At 64.6% G+C, this 21,917-nt stretch carries 20 protein-coding genes and 1 tRNA gene; 11 read left to right on the top strand and 10 right to left on the bottom strand.

Annotated elements, in window-relative coordinates; all coding sequences use genetic code 11:
• Positions 1-124 precede the first annotated feature (124 nt).
• Together parC and BN2476_RS12535 are read right to left on the bottom strand one after the other, a co-directional pair.
• Positions 125-2,443 carry a DNA topoisomerase IV subunit A gene (gene parC / locus BN2476_RS12540; protein ID WP_087734476.1) on the bottom strand — a complete coding sequence of 773 codons (2,319 nt, stop codon included), beginning with the start codon at positions 2,441-2,443 and terminating at the stop codon, positions 125-127.
• 81 nt (positions 2,444-2,524) lie between these two features.
• On the bottom strand, positions 2,525-4,510 hold the full coding sequence (locus tag BN2476_RS12535; protein ID WP_087734475.1) for a DNA topoisomerase IV subunit B: 1,986 nt from the start codon (positions 4,508-4,510) through the stop codon (positions 2,525-2,527).
• Between the two features lie 486 nt (positions 4,511-4,996).
• Here BN2476_RS12535 and BN2476_RS12530 point away from each other — a divergent pair, with 486 nt between their 5' ends.
• Positions 4,997-5,356 carry a HepT-like ribonuclease domain-containing protein gene (locus BN2476_RS12530; RefSeq protein WP_087734474.1) on the top strand — a complete coding sequence of 120 codons (360 nt, stop codon included), beginning with the start codon at positions 4,997-4,999 and terminating at the stop codon, positions 5,354-5,356.
• A gap of 27 nt (positions 5,357-5,383) precedes the next feature.
• Here BN2476_RS12530 and BN2476_RS12525 read toward each other — a convergent pair whose 3' ends face one another.
• Both BN2476_RS12525 and BN2476_RS12520 read right to left on the bottom strand, forming a co-directional pair.
• Positions 5,384-7,309, bottom strand: a complete 1,926-nt coding sequence (locus BN2476_RS12525; RefSeq protein ID WP_087734473.1) for an ATP-binding cassette domain-containing protein — start codon at positions 7,307-7,309, stop codon at positions 5,384-5,386.
• 246 nt (positions 7,310-7,555) lie between these two features.
• On the bottom strand, positions 7,556-7,957 hold the full coding sequence (locus BN2476_RS12520) for a DUF4399 domain-containing protein (protein WP_087734472.1): 402 nt from the start codon (positions 7,955-7,957) through the stop codon (positions 7,556-7,558).
• A 270-nt stretch (positions 7,958-8,227) separates the two neighbouring features.
• Here BN2476_RS12520 and BN2476_RS12515 point away from each other — a divergent pair, with 270 nt between their 5' ends.
• From BN2476_RS12515 to BN2476_RS12475, 9 genes are all read left to right on the top strand, one after another.
• Positions 8,228-8,419, top strand: coding sequence for a rubredoxin (locus tag BN2476_RS12515; RefSeq protein ID WP_087734471.1), 192 nt, complete (start codon positions 8,228-8,230; stop codon positions 8,417-8,419).
• A 107-nt stretch (positions 8,420-8,526) separates the two neighbouring features.
• Positions 8,527-8,601, top strand: a tRNA-Arg gene (locus tag BN2476_RS12510).
• A gap of 489 nt (positions 8,602-9,090) precedes the next feature.
• Positions 9,091-9,381 carry a hypothetical protein gene (locus BN2476_RS12505; protein WP_087734470.1) on the top strand — a complete coding sequence of 97 codons (291 nt, stop codon included), beginning with the start codon at positions 9,091-9,093 and terminating at the stop codon, positions 9,379-9,381.
• Positions 9,382-9,859: 478 nt separating this feature from the next.
• The gene (locus BN2476_RS12500) at positions 9,860-10,183 is read left to right on the top strand and encodes a hypothetical protein (protein ID WP_087734469.1); all 324 of its coding nucleotides are present in this window, start codon (positions 9,860-9,862) and stop codon (positions 10,181-10,183) included.
• Between the two features lie 325 nt (positions 10,184-10,508).
• Complete coding sequence (dcm, locus tag BN2476_RS12495; protein ID WP_087734468.1) at positions 10,509-11,807, top strand: DNA (cytosine-5-)-methyltransferase; 1,299 nt, start codon at positions 10,509-10,511, stop codon at positions 11,805-11,807.
• On the top strand, positions 11,807-12,253 hold the full coding sequence (locus BN2476_RS12490; protein WP_087734467.1) for a very short patch repair endonuclease: 447 nt from the start codon (positions 11,807-11,809) through the stop codon (positions 12,251-12,253). The genes dcm and BN2476_RS12490 overlap by 1 nt, the downstream gene beginning before the upstream one ends.
• 196 nt (positions 12,254-12,449) lie before the next feature.
• On the top strand, positions 12,450-12,959 hold the full coding sequence (locus BN2476_RS12485; RefSeq protein WP_087734466.1) for a YbhB/YbcL family Raf kinase inhibitor-like protein: 510 nt from the start codon (positions 12,450-12,452) through the stop codon (positions 12,957-12,959).
• Between the two features lie 214 nt (positions 12,960-13,173).
• Entirely contained in the window at positions 13,174-14,616 is a 1,443-nt protein-coding gene (locus tag BN2476_RS12480; protein ID WP_087734465.1) for an MFS transporter, read from the top strand.
• A gap of 186 nt (positions 14,617-14,802) precedes the next feature.
• Positions 14,803-15,393 (top strand): hypothetical protein, encoded by a 591-nt coding sequence (locus BN2476_RS12475; protein ID WP_087734464.1) that lies wholly within the window; start codon positions 14,803-14,805, stop codon positions 15,391-15,393.
• 123 nt (positions 15,394-15,516) lie between these two features.
• On the opposite strand, the gene otsA is transcribed toward BN2476_RS12475, so the two are convergent.
• The 6 genes from otsA to BN2476_RS12445 form a co-directional block, all read right to left on the bottom strand.
• Positions 15,517-16,938, bottom strand: a complete 1,422-nt coding sequence (otsA, locus tag BN2476_RS12470; RefSeq protein ID WP_087734463.1) for an alpha,alpha-trehalose-phosphate synthase (UDP-forming) — start codon at positions 16,936-16,938, stop codon at positions 15,517-15,519.
• Positions 16,939-17,138: 200 nt separating this feature from the next.
• On the bottom strand, positions 17,139-17,351 hold the full coding sequence (locus BN2476_RS12465; RefSeq protein WP_087734462.1) for a hypothetical protein: 213 nt from the start codon (positions 17,349-17,351) through the stop codon (positions 17,139-17,141).
• Between the two features lie 188 nt (positions 17,352-17,539).
• The gene (locus BN2476_RS12460) at positions 17,540-17,857 is read right to left on the bottom strand and encodes a hypothetical protein (protein WP_438942873.1); all 318 of its coding nucleotides are present in this window, start codon (positions 17,855-17,857) and stop codon (positions 17,540-17,542) included.
• A 79-nt stretch (positions 17,858-17,936) separates the two neighbouring features.
• On the bottom strand, positions 17,937-19,343 hold the full coding sequence (locus tag BN2476_RS12455) for a sigma-54-dependent transcriptional regulator (RefSeq protein WP_087734461.1): 1,407 nt from the start codon (positions 19,341-19,343) through the stop codon (positions 17,937-17,939).
• 313 nt (positions 19,344-19,656) lie between these two features.
• Positions 19,657-19,914, bottom strand: coding sequence for a hypothetical protein (locus BN2476_RS12450; protein ID WP_087734576.1), 258 nt, complete (start codon positions 19,912-19,914; stop codon positions 19,657-19,659).
• A 70-nt stretch (positions 19,915-19,984) separates the two neighbouring features.
• Positions 19,985-20,302, bottom strand: a complete 318-nt coding sequence (locus BN2476_RS12445; RefSeq protein ID WP_087734460.1) for an ElaB/YgaM/YqjD family protein — start codon at positions 20,300-20,302, stop codon at positions 19,985-19,987.
• A 508-nt stretch (positions 20,303-20,810) separates the two neighbouring features.
• On the opposite strand from BN2476_RS12445, the gene BN2476_RS12435 reads away from it, so the two are divergent.
• Positions 20,811-21,869 (top strand): sigma-54 interaction domain-containing protein, encoded by a 1,059-nt coding sequence (locus BN2476_RS12435; RefSeq protein WP_087734458.1) that lies wholly within the window; start codon positions 20,811-20,813, stop codon positions 21,867-21,869.
• Positions 21,870-21,917: the final 48 nt, after the last annotated feature.

Raw genomic sequence — 21,917 nt, 5'->3', positions numbered from 1 at the left:
TTTCGCCGCGCCGTGCGTCAGCAAAGCACACTGCAATGACGCGCGAAGCAGCGAAGATAGTACGGCTAGACGATCATGCCGTGCGCGGTGAATGACGCCTGCACATTCCACGCGCTCACACGGCTTACTCGCCCAGCACCGGACGCATCGACGTCACCTTCAGCTTCGTATCCGGTGCGCGTCCCTTGCGGGCACGCTTGCCGACATGAGGCGCGAGCGCTTTGCCCGACAGCTGCTCGTCGGAAGGCTTGTTGCGGTACATGCCTTGCAGCACGACGCCCGCATCGTTGATCGCGAGTGCCTGCGTCAGCGCTTCGTTCGGATCGAGCGCCATCAGCGTCACGCCGCGTCCGCCGCCCGACAGCGTCTTCATCTCGTCGAGACCGAACACGAGCAGACGCCCACCGCCCGACAGACACGCGACCTGCGTCGCGTCGGGCAGCATCGGCATCGGCACGAGCGGCGTCGCGCCCTCGTCGATCGTCATGAACGCCTTGCCCGCCTTCACGCGGCTCACCATGTCGCCGACCTTCGCGATAAAGCCGAAGCCGTTCGACGACGCCAGCAACAGCGCCTGGTCCGCCGATGCCGCGAAGTAATGCATCAGATGCGTGCCCGATTCGAGTTCGATCAGCGACGTGACGGGAACGCCGTCGCCGCGTCCGCCCGGCAACTGCGAGACGGCCACCGAGTACACGCGGCCCTTGCTGCCCCACGCGATCAGCGTATCGGGCGTGCGACACTGGAACGCGGCATAGAGACTGTCGCCCGCCTTGAACGTGAAGCCGGCGGGGTCGAGCCCATGACCCTTCAGTGCGCGCACCCAGCCCTTCTGCGACACGACGACCGTCACCGGCTCATCGACGACGCGCGCCTCGAACGTCGCGCGCTTTTCCTGCTGGATCAGCGTGCGGCGGTCGTCGCCGCATTGCTTCGCGTCCGCTTCGATTTCCTTGATGAGCAGGCGCTTCATCGCCGGTTCGCTGCCGAGCAGTTCTTCGAGCTTCGCTTTTTCGTCGCGCAGCTCGGACAGCTCCTTCTCGATCTTGATCTTCTCCAGGCGCGCCAACTGACGCAGCCGGATTTCAAGGATGTCCTCGGCCTGACGATCGGACAAACCAAACGCTTCGATCAGCGCCGCCTTCGGTTCTTCGGATTCGCGAATGATGCGGATGACTTCGTCGATGTTCAAAAAGACGATCATCCGGCCTTCGAGGATGTGAATCCGGTCGTTGACCTTGCCCAGACGATGCTGCGAACGGCGCGTGACCGTCGTGAAGCGGAAGCCGATCCACTCGTGCAGCATCTCGCCGATGCCCTTCTGACGCGGACGGCCATCCGAGCCGACCATCACGAGGTTCAGCGTCGCGTTCGATTCGAGGCTCGTATGCGCGAGCAGCGTGTTGACGAACTCCGTCTGGTCGATCGTGCGCGACTTCGGCTCGAACACGAGGCGCACGGGCGCATCCTTGCCCGACTCGTCGCGTACGGCATCGAGCAGGCCCAGAAGCGTCTGTTTCGTCTGCAACTGTTCGGGTGTCAGCGACTTCTTGCCAAGCTTGATCTTCGGATTGGTCTGCTCCTCGATCTCTTCGAGCACCTTCTGGCCGGAAGTGTTCGGCGGCAGTTCGGTGATCACGAGTTGCCATTGGCCGCGTGCCAGATCTTCGATCTTCCAGCGCGCGCGAACCTTAAGACTTCCGCGCCCCGTCTCATACGCCTGCGAGATTTCCGCTTCGCTCGAAATGATCTGGCCGCCGCCCGGGAAGTCCGGCCCCGGCACGTGCTGCATCAGCTCCGCGTGCGTGATCTTCGGATGGCGGATCATCGCGACGGCAGCCGCCGCGACCTCGCGCAGATTGTGCGACGGAATTTCCGTTGCGAGACCGACCGCGATACCCGATGCGCCGTTCAGCAACACGAACGGCAAACGCGCGGGCAACAGCTTCGGCTCTTCGAACGAGCCGTCGTAGTTCGGCATGAAATCGACGGTGCCCTGGTCGATTTCATCGAGCAGCAGTTTCGCGATCGGCGTCAGACGCGCTTCCGTGTAGCGCATTGCCGCCGCGCCGTCGCCATCGCGCGAGCCGAAGTTGCCCTGGCCGTCGATCAGCGGATAGCGCATCGAAAAGTCCTGCGCGAGACGCACGAGCGCGTCGTACGCCGACTGGTCGCCGTGCGGGTGATACTTGCCCAGCACGTCGCCGACCACGCGCGCCGACTTGACGGGCTTCGCGTTGTCGCCGAGACCCATCTCGTTCATCGCATACAGGATGCGGCGCTGAACGGGCTTCTGGCCATCGCTGACGTCGGGCAGCGCGCGGCCCTTCACCACGCTCACCGCATAGTCGAGATACGCGCGTTCCGCGTAGTTGCCCAGCGTCAGGACATCGCCCTCGGGCGCTGCCGGCTCGGCAAAAAGATCGGGAGTGTTGTCGTCCATCTAGATTCCGTGTCCTTGTTCGGCGCGTGAGCTTCGTGTTTCGGGTCCGATTTCGTGTTTCGAACGCACGAAGCGCAGCGCTCAGATATCCGCTTCGACCTGGTTGCCCTTCTCTTCGAGCCAGCTACGGCGCGACGCCGCTTCGCCCTTGCCCATCAGCATCGTCATGCGTGCGACGGTCGCGTCGAAGTCGAGTTCGCCGAGCGCGACGGGCGACAGGCGCCGCGTGTCCGGGTTCATCGTCGTGTCCCACAGTTGCTCGGCGCTCATTTCGCCGAGGCCCTTGAAGCGGCTGATCGTCCATTGCGACTCGCGCAGGCCGTCCTTGCGCAGCTTGTCGAGAATCGCTTCGAGTTCGCCTTCGTCGAGCGCGTACAGCTTCTGCGCCGGCTTCTTGCCGCGCGCGGGCGCATCGACGCGGAACAGCGGCGGACGCGCGACATGCACGTGGCCGCGCTCGATCAGTTGCGGGAAGTGCTTGAAGAACAATGTGAGCAGCAGCACCTGAATGTGCGAACCGTCGACGTCCGCATCGGACAAGATACAGATCTTGCCGTAGCGCAGATTAGACAAATCGACGGTGTCGTCAGGGTTGTGCGGATCGACACCGATCGCCACGGAAATGTCGTGCACCTCGTTGTTGGCGAACAGACGATCGCGCTCCGTTTCCCAGGTGTTCAGCACCTTGCCGCGCAACGGCAGAATGGCCTGATATTCCTTGTCGCGGCCCATCTTCGCGGAGCCGCCTGCCGAATCGCCCTCGACGAGAAACAGCTCGTTGCGTCCGATTTCCGTCGATTCGCAATCGGTCAGCTTGCCCGGCAGCACGGCGACGCCCGAACTCTTGCGCTTCTCGACCTTCTGGCCGGCGCGCGTGCGCGCCTGCGCCTGCTTGATGACGAGATCGGCGAGCTTCTTGCCGTGCTCGACGTGCTGATTCAGCCACAGTTCGAGCGCGGGACGCGCGAACGACGACACCAGCTTCACGGCGTCGCGGCTATTCAGGCGTTCCTTGATTTGCCCCTGGAACTGCGGGTCGAGCACCTTGGCCGAGAGCACGAACGACACGCGCGCGAACACGTCTTCCGCGAGCAGCTTCACGCCCTTCGGCTGCAGGTTGTGCAGCTCGACAAAGCTCTTCACGGCCTGGAAGAGGCCGTCGCGCAGCCCCGCTTCGTGCGTGCCGCCCGCCGGCGTCGGAATCAGATTGACGTAGGACTCGCGCGTGAGCGCGCCCTCTTCGCTCCACGCGACGACCCACGCCGCGCCCTCGCCCTCCGCGAAAGTCTCCTCGTTCGAGCGCGAGCTTTCCGCGTAGCGTTCGCCTTCGAAGAGGGGGATCAGCAGGTCGCTGCCCGCCATGCCTTCCATCAGATAGCCGCGCAAGCCGTCTTCGTATTTCCAGCTTTGGCGCTCGCCCGTTTTCTCGTTGACGAGGATGACCTCGACGCCCGGCAGCAGCACGGCTTTCGAGCGCAGCAGGCGTTGCAGTTCGCCAAGCGGCAAGTTAGGCGAATCGAAGTATTTCGGATCGGCCCACGCGGTCACGCGCGTGCCGGACTTCTTGTCGGTCTTCGCCGCCGCGCGTACCTGCAGCGGCTTGAGTACATCGCCGTGCGAGAAGGTGAGTTCGGCGATCTTGCCGTCGCGCCACACGGTGACGTCGAGGCGCGTGGACAGCGCGTTCGTCACCGAGACGCCGACGCCGTGCAGACCGCCCGAGAACGTATAGGCGCCGCCCGCGGCCTTGTCGAACTTGCCGCCGGCGTGCAGGCGCGTGAAAACGATCTCGACGACGGGCACGCCTTCTTCCGGATGCAGGCCGAACGGAATGCCGCGGCCGTCGTCTTCGACGGACACGGAATGGTCGGCATGCAGCGTGACGGTGATCTGACGGCCGTAGCCGCCGAGCGCTTCGTCGGACGCGTTGTCGATGACCTCCTGAATGATGTGCAGCGGATTTTCAGTGCGCGTGTACATGCCGGGCCGCTGCTTGACCGGCTCCAGGCCCTTGAGCACCTTGATCGATGCTTCGCTATACGCGGCGTTTGGCTTTTTCGTTGACATGGCTCGTTCGGGTCCGTCGGTTCATCGTCGTCCACATGTCTTGTGGACATGTGCGTGGACAATGCGTTGAGTTTTCAAAAAAAGCGAAACGAAACAACGGAGTGTGTGCGCTGCGCGACTTGCGTGCAGCAGCGGGTTGGTGTGCCTTTCTGCTTTCCGCGATTTTCCATCGTGCCCGATTGCGGACGATACGCCGGAACGACCGTGGGAAGCAGGTTCGCGGGTATTTTACTGATTTCGATGCGCGGGGCAATTTAGACAGAAGGTGTAGGACGGTTGGCAGGTTCGATTTGTTGTATGACTTTCGTTAGCTGCGGCGAACACGCGCCGTATAAACTGGAGAACCTTCGCGAATGATCACAAGGCCTGCCGGCATGAAAGCGTCCGACGCCGGGCGCGCACGTCGCGCCAGAATCAGAACGTTCGTCGCGGATCATCGCGCGTGCGATGCGTGTGTCTTCTAGTCTTTAGTACAGCGGGACTGTCGTGAAGCAAACCGACCAGCACATCGCCGATTGCCTCGAACGCATGCTGGAGGCGATCGCGAGAATCGAGCACTACACCGAGGACATGACGGGCGATACATTCCGCGTCGACTCGCTCGTACAGGATGCCGTGATCTACAACCTGGGCATCGTCGGCAGAGTCGCATCCGATGTCGAGCGCAACCACCCGGACTTCGCCGCCACACACGCGCACGTGCGATGGAAACACCTGCACCAGACATGCGACCGCATTGCGCACGATTACTTTTCGTTCGACGCGGACCTGGCCTGGCAATGGATAACCCGTGAGCTTCCCGTGCTCAAAGAACAGCTGGCGCAAATTCGGCGGCCGACGTCCTAGCGTTTGCCGAACGCGGCCGCCTCGCTTCTACTTCCCCTTGCTCTCCAGCTCATCCCATCGTTCGATCGCGACAAGCAGTTCGTCTTCGATCGCCGCATAGCGCTCCGTCAGCCGCGCGCCTTCCTGCGCATCCTTCACGAAGATCGAGCCATCCTCGATTTGCGCGGCGATCGTCTTCTGTTCCACTTCGAGTGCGGCGATCCGGTCGGGCAATCCTTCCAGCTCGCGTTGCTCCTTGAACGAAAGCTTCACCGTGCGCTGCGCATTGCGCCCTGCCGCGCTTTCCTTCGGCGCGGCTTCCTTCGGTGGCTCTTTGGGCGCGCCCTGCTGTGCAATCTGCTCGGAACGCTCGCTCTGGATCTGCCAGTCGGTGAAACCGCCGACGTATTCGCGCCACTTGCCCTCGCCCTCCGACGCGATCACCGACGTCACGACGTTGTCCAGAAACGCGCGGTCGTGACTGACCAGCAGCACGGTGCCCTCATAGTCGGTCAGCAGTTCTTCGAGCAGCTCCAGGGTCGGAATGTCGAGGTCGTTGGTCGGCTCGTCCAGCACCAGCACGTTCGCTGGACGCGCGAAAAGACGCGCGAGCAGCAGCCGGTTGCGCTCGCCGCCCGATAGCGACTTCACGGGCGAACGCGCGCGTTCCGGCGCGAACAGGAAGTCGCCGAGATAGCTCATCACATGCTTTTTCTGGCCGTTGATCTCGACCCAGTCGCTACCCGGGCTGATCGTATCGGCGAGACTCTTTTCGGGGTCGAGCTGCGCGCGCATCTGGTCGAAGTACGCCACCTGAAGGTTCGTGCCGACGCGCACCTTGCCTTCGTCCGGCTGCAACTCGCCGAGAATCAGCTTGAGCAACGTCGTCTTGCCCGCGCCGTTCGGACCGACAAAGCCGATCTTGTCACCGCGCATGACCGTCGTCGAGAAACGGCCGACCACCGTGCGCGCGCCGTAGCGTTTCGTCACGTCCGTGAGTTCGGCGACGATCTTGCCCGACTTCTCGCCCTGCCCGACGTCGAGCTTCACGTTGCCCTGCACGTTGCGGCGCTCCGCCTGCTCCTTGCGCATCTGCACGAGCCGCGCGATGCGGCCGACGCTGCGCGTTCGCCGCGCCTCGACGCCCTTGCGAATCCACACTTCTTCCTGGGCAAGCAGCTTGTCGAACTTCTCGTTCTCGACTCGCTCGACTTCGAGCTGCTGCGCCTTGCGCGTCTGATACGCGGAGAAATTGCCCGGATACGACAGCAGACGCCCGCGATCCAGTTCGACGATGCGCGTCGCAACGCGATCGAGAAACGCGCGGTCGTGCGTGATGAACAGCAAGCCCGCGCGCTGTGCGACCAGCAGTTCTTCGAGCCAGCGAATGCCGTCGAAATCGAGGTGATTGGTCGGCTCGTCGAGCAGCAGCACATCCGGCTGCACGACGAGCGCGCGGGCGAGCGCGACGCGCTTTTGCATGCCGCCCGACAGCGCGCCGACGCGCGCGTCCCCGTCGAGCCCGATCTGCGCGAGCGTCGTGGCGACGCGCGTGCGCCAGTTCCACGCGTCGGTCGCATCCAGCGACGATTGCAATGCGTTCATCCGCGCGAGCAGCGCGTCGTGCTGCGCCCCTTCCGGCGTTTCCGCAAGCTCGTGCGCGACCGTGTTGTATTCGTCGAGCAGCGCGCTCGCGTGCGTGAGGCCCGCCGCGACCGTGTCGAACACCGACACGTCGGCGTCGAACTCCGGTTCCTGCGGCACGTAGACCGTCACGAGATCTTGTTGGCGCGTGATCAGGCCGTCGTCCGGCTTGGCCAGTTCGGCGACGATCTTCAGCAGCGACGACTTGCCCGCGCCGTTGCGGCCGATCAGCCCGACGCGCTCGCCGGCTTCGAGTGAGAAATCCGCGTGATCGAGCAGCGCGACGTGGCCGAACGCCAGTTGCGCGCCCGTAATGGTGTAAAGCGACATGGAAAAATGAAGAAACCAGCGATGAGTCGAAAGCGCTCATTGTACCGGTCGATGGCGCGGACACTGAGGCGATCCGGCCCGGCACGATGGCATAGGACGAATCGCATGGGCGTCGGTTGCGGCAATACCAGGACCACGAAGTCCGCTATCGCTCGAAGTCGCGGAAAGGCGCGAAAGCAGCGGCGGATGGCAAGCGCCAGCCGCATGCCCGCGTCTCAAATGCGAGCGCCGCAATCGCGCCGACGCTTACTTCACGTGAATCGTGATGGTCTTGCTCATCTCCGGACCGTACGAACGATGCGCGCCGTCGCCGAAATCGAGTGTCAGCGTATGCTCGCCCGGCGGCAGCGTGATTTCCGTTTCCGTCTGGCCCTTGCCGAAATGGAGCGACTTGTCGTTGGCGGGAATGACCTCGCCCTTCGGCAGCGGCTTGCCGTCGACGATCAGATGGTGGTGCCCCGTGCCCTCCGTCATCGTGCCAGCGGGCGCGACCTTCATGCCGTCGACGGCAAACTTCACGTGAACGGGATTGCTCACGGTCGCGCCGTCCTTCGGCTCGACGAAGGAGACGTTTGCAGCATGCGCCACGCCCGACACGACCAGCATGCCCGCGCACGCTGCGCCGGCCAGCCATCTGTTGTTCAGCATCGTTTTCCTCCTTGGCAAAGTGATTCGAGAGGCGCAAGGCGCACGCCGCGTGCCTGCCGCGCAAGGCGGCATCGCGAGCGAAGAATAGTCGCTCGCACCGTGCCGCACGCGGGCCGGATCGTCCGCGGCTCGCGCCTTCGCATTGATTTAGAACGATAAACGGAACGGGAGGCTCAAGCCTTCCAGGGAATTCCGGTAATATTGCGGGTCGCCGCCGGCTGCCCAATAAAGGGGCAGAGCTGTGCGGATATTGCGTTGAGTCGATGAAGAGTGCGTGTCGTGAGTGAAGTGATCGAATACAAGAGCTGGGTCTGCCTGATTTGCGGCTGGATCTACAACGAGGAAGAAGGTTTGCCCGAAGAAGGCATCGCGGCCGGTACGCGCTTTGCGGACATCCCGGATGACTGGCGCTGCCCGCTGTGCGACGTCGGCAAGGCGGAATTCGCCGTCGTCGAGTTCTGAGCGGGTCGACAGGCGCTGCGGCGCCAATGTGGCGCTGATCCGCGGACGCCCCCGCCAGTCTCCGAACCGCTGCGTCGTGCGTTATACTCTGCGCTCGTCGGCGGCTCCTCCCCGTAGTTCAATGGATAGAACGAGTGCCTCCTAAGCGCTAGATACAGGTTCGATTCCTGTCGGGGGGACCAGACACCAGTTCGGTGGCGGAAGGCGCCCCAATAAAAAACCCGCAACGGCTCACGCTGTGCGGGTTTTTTATTGGCTGCGATGCCGGCGTCGCATCGGACGCCGAGACTTCGACAGCGATGCGCCGTCTAGCGTCTGCGCGAGATCCGAACCGGCGCCAGTTGTCGTTGGTCCCGACGATCGAAGAATCGGCTGAGCGCGAACAGCGAGGCAGCCGCAAGCGGCCAGAGCACAAAAAAGGTCACGAGCATCATCGGCTCCAAAGCGAAATATCTGACTTGAGTTTACCGGCTCCCGGCGCCAAGAGAATTACCGGAATTGCCAAAACACCGTTCCCTTTTTGATAGCAAAAGGGGCGCGGCGCTGCAGACGACGGCGTGGCGCGGATCGTGCGGCGGTTTCGCGGATTGCACGCATCCGGTCGGCCTCGACCGTCCGTGACAAAATCACGCACTTTGCGCAACGCGCCAGGACTACGAAGGACACTTTCCATGGACATCAACAAGCGAGTCGCCGCCCTCACCGCTTCCGAACTGCAAACGGCGGGCGCAAGCCAGGCGACGGCCATCGCCGTCAGCGTGCTGCTGCGCCATCTGAGTTCGCCCGAACTGTCGAAGCTGCTGAACTCGGCGTTCGAGAATCATCAGGCGGTGATGCTGCAAACGCCGTGGCCGGAACAGATGCTGCAAGCGTTCGAATCGACGCGCAGGTTCCTCGAAGGCGCTGCTGCCAAGCCGCCCGCCAGTCCGGCGAATCCGGCCAATCCCGACGAGCCGGCCTGACACACTGTCCAGCGGCACGCTGCCCGTTTGCGCCGCTCGCGCTGGCAGCCGCCCTGTAACGCAGCGAACCCGCCACGCAGCTAACCCGAGCCGCCCCCGGGCGCGAGGCGGCACGAAAATGCCACGCGCGCCATCCTGCGCCCAACGCCCGCCTGCCCCAAGCCTCGAATCCCCGCGCCGCCGACCAATGTGCGCTCTCCCACCTAACCCGCTATTTGTCTGGGGACGAGCGGGCGGCATCCACTTATTATTTCGTCACTCCTCCGATACGTCAGGTTGACGAGATGCCCTACCCATACAACCTCGCTGTCGCCGCTGGCCTGATGATCGTCGTGCTCACGTGCAGCCTCGCGCTGGCGCTGACATGAGTCGACCCGGCTGGACAGGCGAAAGCCGTCCCCATCGGCGTGCCGGCTGGACCCAAAAAAATACTTTCACAAGACCCTAAAGTTTTCCCAGCCCCTGCCGTAGTGCGAGCATGGACAACTTCCTCACCTCGTCGGCGGGATCGTTCAAATCGACTCTGATCGATCAGGACATCGCGCACATTGCCCGCGTCATGCGGCCTTCAATGCACGGCGACCTGGGTGGGTCAATTCTCCCAGCCGCCTACTGGCGCAAGCGGCTCTTCGAGCTGCTCGAAGCCGAGCATCTGACCAACTCGCAACTTTGCGCAATCGACGACTTGCTGCTGCAACTCGACGACCTCTGCGCAAAGGAGCTGGCGCCCCTGCCGGTGGCGACCGCGCAGCCCGCGGCATCCCGCGACGCGAACCGGCATCGCGTGCGCCGCCGGCGCTGAGCGCGCGAGTGCGACGACGAGCGTGACCACAAGCGGCTGGCATCCCAGCCGCAGGGTGAACGCGCTTCGCGCATTTGACATTGGTTGACCCGCCGCGCGCGTCCCTCCACGATGCTGCTCGCGGCAGCGCGAACACCCGGCGGCACGGCGACAGCGCGAGCTGGCGCGCCGCCGGGGCTGCCCCTCCCCGTGTCATCGCCGCCATCAAAACATCCGGGCATCAATCCATCCAAGCTGGGTATTTTCTCCGCCGACCGCGCAACGACCGCAAATTGGGGACATTAATCGGTCATAATGTCCGCAAAAATACCCAGCAAGGACTCCTGTGACCCAGGCTTGGCCGCTTGACCTGCTGAAGCAGGCGCGCACCCGCTTCACACAAAAAGAAATCGCCGCGCATGTCGGCAAGGACATCAAGACGGTGCGCCGCTGGGAGAAAGGCGAAACGCCTTGTCCCGCGATGCTCGAACCGTCGCTGCGCGCGCTGCTGTATTCCACGGCTGGGCAAGGCACCTCGCCAGCGACGGGCGATCATTCGGGCCTGCGCTTCATCGATCTGTTCGCGGGCATCGGTGGAATCCGCATGGGCTTCGAGACACACGGCGCACAGTGCGTCTTCACGAGCGAGTGGAACGATTTCTCGCAGAAGACGTATCGCGAGAATTTCCGCGACGAACCCGCGCAACCTGAAGGCGCCCGGCGACACACGCTGATCGGCGACATCGTCACCTTTCCCGCCGAAGAGGTCCCCGCACACGACATCCTGCTCGGCGGCTTCCCATGCCAGCCGTTTTCGATTGCAGGCGTCAGCAAGAAGAACGCGCTCGGCCGCCCGCACGGCTTCGAGTGCGCGACGCAGGGGACGCTCTTTTTCGACGTCGCGCGCATCATCGCCGCGCGCCGGCCGGCCGCGTTTCTGCTCGAAAACGTGAAGAACCTGCTGTCGCACGACAAGGGCCGCACCTTCGACGTGATCCTGCAAACGCTGCGCGACGAGCTCGGCTACGAAGTGCACTACCGCGTGATCGACGGCGCGCATTTCACGCCGCAGCATCGCGAGCGGATCATCATCGTCGGCTTTCGCGGCAAGACGTCGTTCACGTGGGACGATCTGCGACTGCCCGAAGAAGGGCCGCGTCTTGCGTCGATCCTGCACCGGACGGACGGCACGGAGCCCGTCCTGCCGTGGGATGCCGAGCGTTTCTTCGATCACGCCGCCCGCCAGGTTCAACCGAAGTACACGCTGACGTCCAAGCTCTGGACCTACCTGAAGAACTACGCGGACAAGCATCGCGCAGCCGGCAACGGCTTCGGCTACGGGATGGCGTATCCGCAAAGCGTGACGCGCACGCTGTCGGCCCGGTATCACAAGGACGGCTCGGAGATTCTCGTCTATCAGGGCGAGCGGCAGCGCCCGCGCCGTCTGACACCGCGCGAATGCGCGCGCCTGATGGGCTTTCCCGACACATACCGCATTCCCGTCAGCGACACCCAGGCGTATCGCCAGTTCGGCAACAGCGTCGTGGTGCCCGTGATGCGCGAAGTCGCGCGGATCATGCTGCCGCACGTGCTGGCGCTGGGGCGCGAGGCGCACGCGGATGGCGCGGTGGAGCTGGCCGCCTGATGATCGATATCGTCGACGCCGCCACGCGCAGCCGGATGATGTCCGGCATTCGCGGACGCAACACGAAGCCAGAGGTTCTGATCCGCAGCCTGCTGCATCGGCGCGGCTTCCGCTTCCGGCTCGACGCGCGCGATCTGCCCGGCCGTCCCGACATCGTGCTGCCGCGCTACCGCGCCGTGATCTTCGTGCATGGCTGCTTCTGGCACGGTCACGATTGTCATCTCTTCAAATGGCCGCAGACGCGCCCGGACTTCTGGCGCGAAAAAATCGGCCGCAACCGCGCCAACGATGCGAAGGCCCAGGCCGCGCTGCTCGACGGCGGCTGGCGCGTCGCGACGGTGTGGGAATGCGCCTTGCGCGGAGCGAACCGGGATATCGACGGCGTTTTGCAACGTCTGATCGACTGGCTGCACGGCGATACGCCGCTGCACGAGGAACGCGCCTGACGCACCGCTTGCCGCGTCGTTTGCCGTTCCATTTTCCGCGGAGTCCGCCGCGTCGCCTGCAAGGCCAGCCGTCGCGCCCGCTCCGGCGAACATTGCAAGGCGCCGGTGCTACACTCGATTGGCTCGCTGAAGTCTCTCCAGCGGTCTCTCAGCGGCTTCCGTCCATCTGGAACCACCCCTTTGAAGGAGGCACACGATGGCTGATTTCCGAGTCTGGTCGGACGACTTCCCCGCCAACGGCTTCATGCCGAAAGCACAGGAGATGAACGACAAGTCGTTCGGCGTCGCCGGCGACGGCGAGAACGTCTCTCCGGCATTGCAATGGGAGTCGCCGCCCGCCGACACCCAGAGCTTAGCGCTCACCGTCTACGATCCCGACGCGCCCACGGGCAGCGGCTTCTGGCACTGGGTGGTCGTCAACATTCCCGCCGATACGCGCTCGCTGCCTCGCAATGCGGGCAAGGCCGACGGCAGCCTGCTGCCGCAAGGCGCGGTGCAGTTCCGCAACGACTACGGCACCGTCGGCTTCGGCGGCGCAGCGCCGCCGCGCGGCGACAAGCCGCATCGCTACATCTACCGCATTCACGCGCTGAAGGTGACGAACCTGCCCCTTTCCGCCGATACGACGAACGCGGTTGCGCGCTTCATGACGCACCTGAACGAGATCGATTCGGCCACGTACACGGGCCTGTACGAACTGAAGTAACGATGCGCGCGGGCAAGGCGAAAGCGTTGCCGTGCCTTGCCTCGCCCGCGCTTTCGCTGTGCAGCCCGCATGATCCGGCGTGAAAGCCGCGCGCAACGCGAGCTTCATGCCGGGTCGGCACGACCATGCATCATCCCGTCGACAACAGGAATCACAATCCTTGACTCTACCGGCGACCAAACGCGGCCGCCCCGCCGTCCATCACAACAACACAATGCAAGCATCTTCTTCGAGGGACAACGGCAACACTTCCGGCTCGCCCGTGTCCGCTGCCGCGTCGCCCGCGCCGGACGCCGAACTCGGCTTGCCGCTGCCGCAACGCTACTGGGCGATTCTCGTCGTCGCGCTCGGCATCACGCTCGCCGTGCTCGACAGCGCGATCGCCAACGTCGCGCTGCCGACCATCGCGCGCAATCTGCATGCGAGCGCCGCGAGTTCGATCTGGATCGTCAACGCGTATCAGCTGTCGGTGACGATCTCGCTGCTGCCGCTGTCGTCGCTGGGCGATCGGATCGGCTACCGGCGCGTTTATCTGAGCGGGATGGTGCTGTTCACGGTTGCATCGCTCGGCTGCGCGCTGTCCGGCTCGCTGCCGGCGCTCGCGCTCGCCCGCGTGATCCAGGGCTTCGGCGCGGCGGGCATCATGAGCGTGAACACGGCGCTCGTGCGGATGATCTATCCGCCCGCGCGCCTTGGGCGCGGCATCGCGATCAACGCGATGGTCGTGGCGATCTCGTCCGCGGTCGGGCCGACGGTGGCGTCGGGCGTGCTGTCCGTCGCGCCCTGGCCGTGGCTGTTCGCGATCAACGTGCCGATCGGCATTGCGGCGATCGCGGTGGGCCTGCGCGCGCTGCCGCGCAACGAACGCCATCCGTCGCCGTACGACTATCCGAGCGCAATCATGAACGCGTTCGTGTTCGGCCTGCTGATCTTTGCCGTCGACGGGCTCGGCCACGGCGAATGGTACGGGTTCGTCGCCGTCGAGCTGATCGCCGCGGTCGTGATCGGCTATTTCTTCGTGCGGCGACAACTCACGCAACCCGCGCCGCTTCTGCCCGTCGATCTGCTGAAGATTCCGATCTTCGCGCTGTCGGTCGGCGCGTCGGTGTGCTCGTTCTGCGCGCAGATGCTGGCGTTCGTGTCGCTGCCCTTCCTGCTGCAGAACCATCTCGGCATGTCGCAAGTGGAAACGGGCTTGCTGATGACGCCGTGGCCGCTCGTGATCGTCGGCGCGGCGCCGCTGTCGGGCGTATTGTCGGACCGGATTTCGGCTGGCTGGCTGGGCGGCGCCGGACTCGCGACGCTCACTGTCGGCCTGCTGCTGCTCGCGACGCTCGGCGCGCACCCGACACCCGTCGATATCGTGTGGCGCATGGCGCTGTGCGGCGCGGGCTTCGGCATCTTCCAGTCGCCCAACAACCGGACGATGCTGTCGGCCGCGCCGCGCGATCGCAGCGGCGGCGCGAGCGGCATGCTCGGCACGGCGCGTCTGACGGGGCAAACGCTCGGCTCGGCGCTCGTCGCGCTCGTGTTCGGCGTCGCGCGGGAGCATGGCCCCATCATCTCGCTCTATCTGGCGGCGTGCTTTTCGGCAGTGGCGTCCGTCGTCAGCACGATGCGCGTGACGCAGCATGGCGCGGCGACGGCAGCGCGATAGTTTCAGCGTGTCGGTCGCTTTGCGCCCTTTCTCCCGCCGGACCGCCTCATCCAGCCGTTTGCACCGAACGGCTTCCGTCCCCGCACTTTGCGCCTCTTCTTGTAGTCGAAGGTTATGACCCGCCGCCGTTCGTCGCGATGGCCGGCGGGGCTTTCGTTCTGGCCTTTGAACGCGATAGGGGGCGCCATGTCACTCATCGTCGCTGGACGTTTCATCACTTTCCCCGCCGCTGAAGACGCCGCGCAGAAGCTCTTCGACAACGGATTCCTCGGGGAAGACGTCACGCTTTTCTTCGTCAATCCGCGCGGCCAGCACGCGCGCCATCCGCTCGACGAACACGCGGGCGCGACACCCACGATCTCGAGCGCGCCGCTGCCGACGCTGCATCTCCATCACCACGCGGTCACGATCGGCGCGGTCGCGGGGGCCGTGATCGGTGTCGCGGTGTTCACGGCGTTCGCGGCGTCGATGCCCGTCGTCGTGATCGCGGCGGGTACGGGCGCGTATCTGGGCGCGCTCGTCGGCCGGATGGTGCACGCGCGCAGCCGTCCGCACGAGCATCACGACGTCGTGCATCACGAGTTGCGCAATTCGGGCGTGCTCGTCGCCGTGCACGTGTGCCCAGAAAATCAGATGGAAGCCGCGCGCGTCCTGCGTGAAGCAGGCGGCGCGGACATCGAGCGCGCGACGGGCCGCTGGCAGCGCGGCAAATGGGCGGATTTCGATCCGCGTCAGACGCCCGTGCCGCTGACCGAGCTGAACCAGCAGCAGGCCTGAGCCCGCCCGGCTGGAAACGAAAACGGCAGCCGTTACAGGCTGCCGCTTCGGCGCGCGCGCGTCGCAGGCGCACATGCCGCGGACGCGAACGCGCATGGCGCGCGTATGTCGCGGGATCTCACGTCATGCCGTGACGTCGGCGCGCTTGACCGCCTTCTCCGTCACCGATGAAGCCGTCGCGACGTGCCGCAAGTCCGCGAGGAACGTATCGCGCCACACCGAGAGGTTGTTCTCGCGCAGCGGCGCCATCATGTCCGCGTGACGCGCCTGGCGCTCGGCGAGCGGCATCGACAGCGCGCGCTCCAGCGCCTCCGCCATCTGCGACAGGTCGAACGGATTGACGACCAGCGCGCCCGGCAGTTGCTCGGCCGCGCCCGCGAACTGCGACAGCACCAGCACGCCGGGATCGGCGGGGTCCTGCGACGCGACATACTCCTTCGCGACGAGGTTCATCCCGTCGCGCAGCGGCGTCACGTAGCCGACCTGCGACTGGCGGAACAGCGCCATCAGCAGATTGCGTTCGTACTTGCGGTTCAGGTACTGGATCGGCGTCCAGTCGAGCTGCGCGAAACGGCCGTTGATGCGCCCCGCCTCGCCTTCCAGATTCTGACGAATGCGCTGATAGGTCTGCACGTCGGAGCGCGTCGGCGGCGCGATCTGCACGAGCGAAACGCGGCCATGCCAGCCGGGCGCGTTCAGCAACAGACGCTCGAACGCCTGGAAACGCTCGACGAGCCCCTTCGAATAGTCGAGCCGGTCGACGCTCATGATCAGCTTGCGGCCGCGCATCGCGTCGCGCAAGCTGCGGACCGCCTTGCGGTCGCCGTACTGTTCGGCGGCTTTCGCGATCGCGTCGGGATAGATGCCGATCGGATAGGCGGCGACTTTCAGGAAACGGCCATACGCGTGGACCATGTTCTCGTCGCTGAGCGTGCCGTGGTTGCCGCGCTCGATGTAATCGACGAACGATTGCCGGTCCGCGTCCGTCTGAAACCCGACCACGTCATAGCTGCACATGCTCTTCACGAGTTCTTCGTGCGGCGGCACCGTGCGCATCACTTCGGGCACGGGAAACGGAATATGCAGGAAAAAGCCGATCGGGTTCTTCACGCCGAGATCGCGCAGACACCGCGCGAACGGCAACAGGTGATAGTCGTGGACCCAGATGATGTCGTCGGGCCTCACCAGCTCCTTCAGCTGCTGCGCGAGCGACGCGTTGACGCGCAAGTAGCCCGCATACTCCTGGCGGTCGTAGCGCGACAGATCATTGCGATAGTGGAAAGTCGGCCACAGCGTCGCATTCGAGAAGCCGCGGTAGTACTGGTCGTAGTCGCGCTTGGTCAGCCCCACCGTCGCATAGGTCACGTTGCCCTGCTTTTCGATGACGGGCGGCGACGGCTCGGCGGCGATCTCGCCGCTCCATCCGAACCACACACCTCCCGTTTCCTTCAGGGCATCCAGCACCCCGATCGCCAGACCGCCCGCTGCGGGGCGTCCTTCCTGAGTCGGCGCGACGCGGTTTGAAACTACGATCAATCTGCTCATTGCGGCTCCACCTCATTCAGTTGACTTACATGCGGTGATACACCGAGTTACGGCATGCAAATCTCATGCCGTATTGCGCAAGCTCATGGAATAAAGATGTATGTAAATGTGACAGACAAGCAAAAACACACTGCGCACACGATTGCGCGCAGCAAATTATTCGCCTGTCGAATGAGCCGGGACCGGTCGCAAACGACGGCTCAGGCGTCCTGCTCGGAGCCCAGATCGCGCTGGTAATCCAGCCCTTCCTGGCGCGTGCCGCCCTGGTTGTGTTCCCCGTCAGGCGGAGCATCAGGCGCGGCGCGGTTCTCGTGCGCCGGGTCAGGTGTCGCTGGTTGATTGCCCGTGCCGCCGGCTGGGCGCTGATCGCGCTTCGAATGGCGCGCGGAGCGCCGCAATGCGGGATGTCTCATGATGGACGCCTCCAGGGAAGGCTACTGCCCGAACGTGGGGTCGATCGAGCCGCATCACCTTAGTCTAGGCCGACGAACGTAATTTGCCGGTAAAAAGTTCGCCGGTTTTGTAACAGATACATCTCTCAGGCCCGGCAATTGCACTCGCCGCGACGCGTGTCAACGAGCGGCGTTGACGGCGTTGATTTTCATGACGCGCCGCCACGCAGCGCGGCGCCGGGACGCGTATGCGGCGTCTGTGAAGGCTGCGACGGCGGATCGCCGATAGGCGGCGCGTCGGGTTCAACGGGCTCGCGCGTCGGATCGGGCACCGTATCCGGCTGGTCCGGCTGGTCCGGCTCGGGCGGCTGGCCCGGCTCGGGCTCGTCGGGCGTATCGGGCGTGGTGGGGTCGGGGCGATGCGCGCGCAGATCGTGGACGGCGTCGTAATCCGGCATGTTGAACTCCCTGATTTCGTTGACTATCGTCTCGCTGGTGCGATGCAACTGGTCGAACTGATTCAGCAAAGCCTGTGCCGTTCTGACGCCGTCCGACGTGGCCGCGAGGACGATCGGCGTAACTGACTGGCCTGACGTCAGGAGATGCTCAGGCGTCCGCCTTGCCGAGCGCCTGAGGTTCGTCGTTGACGTCGTCGCCATCGGCGCGGCCGGCGTCGTTGCCGTACTCGACGAGCCGGTTGTACAGCGTCTTCAGGCTGATGCCGAGAATCTCGGCGGCGCGCGTCTTCACGCCGCTGCACTGCTCGAGCGTGGCGAGAATCAGCTGACGGTCGGCTTCGGCCAGCGACGTGCCGAACGGAATCGTGATCGCCGTGCCCGCCGTCGGCTTCGACAGCGAAATCTGCAGCGGCACGGTCGCCGTGCTGTCCGAATCGGCGCTCGACATGATGTGCGCGCGCTGCACGTAATTCTTCAGCTCGCGCACGTTGCCCGGCCACGGATACGACAGCAGCATCTCGCGGACGGCGGGCGGAAAGTGCTTCTTCGTGCCGTGCTGCTCGTTGAGGTCGTCGAGGAACGATTGCGCGAGTAATTCGACGTCCTTGCCGCGCTCGCGCAGCGGCGGCAGGCTGATTGGAAACACGTTGAGCCGGTGATACAGGTCGAGCCGCAGCTTGCCTTCCAGCACGGCCTGCTCGGGATCGCGGTTGGTCGCGGCGATCAGGCGCACATCCGTTTCGATTTCCTTCGTCGTGCCGACGCGCATGAACATGCCCGTCTCCAGCACGCGCAGCAGCTTCACCTGCAACTCGATCGGCATTTCGGTGATTTCGTCGAGGAACAGCGTGCCGCCATTCGCGCGCTCGAAATAGCCCTTGTGCTGGCGGTCCGCGCCCGTGAACGCGCCGCGCTCGTGGCCGAACATCTCCGATTCGATCAGGTTCGGCGAGATCGCGCCGCAATTCACCGCGAGAAACGCATGCTTGCGGCGCAGGCTCAGCTGATGCAGCGTCTGCGCGGCCACTTCCTTGCCCGTGCCCGATTCGCCGACGAGCATCACAGAGGCCGCCGTCGGCGCGACGCGGCTGATCTGGTCGTACACCTGCTGCATGACGGACGAGTTGCCGAGCATCAGGCCAAAGCGGCCCATGCGGCGCAGTTCGCCGCGCAGCGTGCCGATCTCGGCCTTCAGATCGCCGGCGCGCGGCAGGCGGCTCAGAATCGCCTTTACGCGCTGCATGTTGATCGGCTTCACCAGATAGTCGGCGGCGCCCATCTTCAGCGCGCTCACGGCCGATTCGACCGTCGCGTGACCCGTGATCACGACGAACTCGACGCCCGAGCGCGGATCGAGATCATCGAACAGATCGACACCCGTGCCGTCGGGCAGCTTCAGATCGGTGAACACGACATCGGGCATCTGCCGCACGAGCTGGATGCGCGCCTCGCGCAGGTCGCTCGCCGTGGCCGTCGTCAGCCCGTCTTCCGCGATGATCGCCGCAAGCGCATCGCGGGTACCTGGATCGTCATCGACAATCAATACATGTGGCATCGCGTGTAGAAAGCTCGAAAGTACTGGTAGTGAACACGCACAGCCTGCGTTCGCCAGAAAGTTGCGACGACGAAAACGCCCGCGCGCTGCGATGTCAGGCCTAAGCCTGCGCCGCAGCGCCGGACGCTCGAATCGGAAAGATTTTCCGATTTAACGCATCTGCGCAACAATTTCCGTAAATTTTGCCGTCAATCTCACATATTGTTGTTGTTTTTGGTCATTATACGGCTTATACCGAAAAAAATATCGGCCGTTGGCCAACAGGCGCGGGCCGCGGCGTGCACGACTCGCCGCGGCCGTGGCGGCGGCATCATCATCCGCGTGGGAACGGCCATGCGTCGCCGCTCGCGCTGTGATCCGCGCCGTTGCCGCCACGCAGATGCGTGGCGGGCGCCGCTTGCGTGCCGGGCTGCTGCTCGGGGTCTGTCACCGAGCCGCCCTCGCCTTCCCAGCGCGTCAGATCGCGCGCCAGCGGTGGCTGCGCGCCGCGCTGCCGTTGCACCCAGCGCCAGGCCAGTACGCTGCCCATTGCGAACAGAGCGCCGAATATGCCGATTGCGGGTCGTGCCATCTTGAACTCCTTGTCGTCGTGAATGGGGACTGGGGTCGTCATCGCGCCCGGCAGCGTCCGTGAACGCCGATCACCGAGACGCGAGCAAACCGAGCGCGAAGCCGACGCCCGCCGCGATGCCGAGCGACTGCCATGGGTTCTGGCGAACATACCGCTCGGTCTGAACCGTCGCGCTACGGTAGCGACGATGCGCCGACGTCTGCGCACCTCCGAGCGCCGCCTGCAATGTATCGACGTGCGTGCGCAGCCGCTCGCGCAAGGAATCGAGGCCCTCGCCCGGAACGGTCGCCGCGAGCCGCAGCATCTCTTCCGAGTCGGTCAACAGCACCCTGAGATCCTCGACAATTTTCTGCCTGCCCAATGCGAGCTGCTCGGTCGTTTCTGTCATCGCAATCTCCTTTCCGGCGCGGGACCGGTCTGTCTCATCGGCCGACGGCCGGTCCGGTGGAGGCCAGCGCTACAAACTCGAGGCGCCTCTTCGCGCTCACCGCCACGCATGGCGCGTCGCCAGTTCGAGCTCCCGCGCGCGTCCATCCGCCCTTTCCGCGGTCTCGCAACGGGCGTACCCGACCATCTCTATGCGATCCAAGCCCGGCCGCCGAGTTCCGCGTCGCCGCTGATTTCAAGATACGCGCGAGGCGCGCGCAAAACAGACAAAGTTGCCGGGAGATCGCGCAACGGATGCAACTTTTTCCGGCATCTCACGCCGATCGTCCGTCAAAGTTTGCATATTTTCAGCGAATGCGAAATTCGCGCGCGCCTTGCCGGACATGGCGTGCCAATGGTTAAATTGCCTTTTATGAGATAGTGGACCCACTTACGGGGCAGTCCACGCACCCGATACTGGCCTGCGCCATTCAGACACTCACCCGAAATTGCACAGGACACCCTTGGCTATGTCGTCAACCGATCTGGACTCGCCCGCTGCGCAAGGCGGTGGCAGCGCTCCCGCGCCACAGGGCAGGCAACGCATGGTCGAAGGCGTCCCCGGACTGAAGGCGTATGGCGTGCTGTACGGCTCGTCGCCGGTGATGCTGGATCTCTACGAGCAGATCGACCGCGTGGCCGCGACGGATGCGACCGCGCTCATCATCGGCGAATCGGGCACCGGCAAGGAACTGATCGCCCGCACGATCCACGAGCACAGCGCGCGCAAGGACGGCGCGTTCGTCGCCGTCAATTGCGGCGCGATTCCCGACGAACTGATCGAAGCCGAACTGTTCGGCCACGAGAAAGGCAGCTTCACGGGTGCGGTGCAAGGCCGCGTCGGCTACTTCGAGCACGCGAACGGCGGCACGCTGTTCCTCGACGAAGTGACGGAAATGGCGCCCGTGCGCCAGGTCAAGCTGTTGCGCGCGCTGGAAACGGGCACGTTCTATCGAGTCGGCGGCACCGAGCTGATTCGCGGCGACGTGCGCGTGATCGCCGCGACCAATCGCGACCCGGCCGTCGCCGTGAAGGAAAACGGCCTGCGCGAGGACCTGATGTACCGGCTCGCCGTGTTTCCGCTGCGCGCGCCGCCCCTGCGCGAACGCGAAGGCGACCGCGAGCTGCTCGCGCTGCATTTCCTCGATGAACTCAATCGCCAGGAAGGCGCGAACAAGGTCTTCAGCAAGCGGTCGATGGAAACGCTGCGCACATGGTCATGGCCGGGCAACGTGCGCGAACTGAAGAACGCCGTATATCGCGCGTTCATTCTCGCCGAGAAGGCCGTCGAATTGCCGCATCCGCATCTGATGTCGCGCGTGAAGAAGCCCGTCACGCTCGGCGATTCGATGAGCGTGTGGATTGGCACGCCGCTCGCCGATGCGCAGAAGCAGATCATCCTCGGCACGCTCAAATACTGCGGCGGCGACAAGCGGCGCGCGGCCAAGGCGCTCGGTGTGAGTCTCAAGACGCTGTACAACCGGCTCAGCGCATACGGCGACGAAGATTCGAATCCCGACGAATCGTGACGCGCGACGCGGCATGTGATGCGTCGCGTGCCGCGCCACAGTCGTGCG

This window comes from Paraburkholderia piptadeniae (assembly GCF_900007165.1).
In the GTDB taxonomy this organism is placed as follows: domain Bacteria; phylum Pseudomonadota; class Gammaproteobacteria; order Burkholderiales; family Burkholderiaceae; genus Paraburkholderia; species Paraburkholderia piptadeniae.
This window is presented reverse-complemented; position numbering and strand designations above follow the sequence as displayed.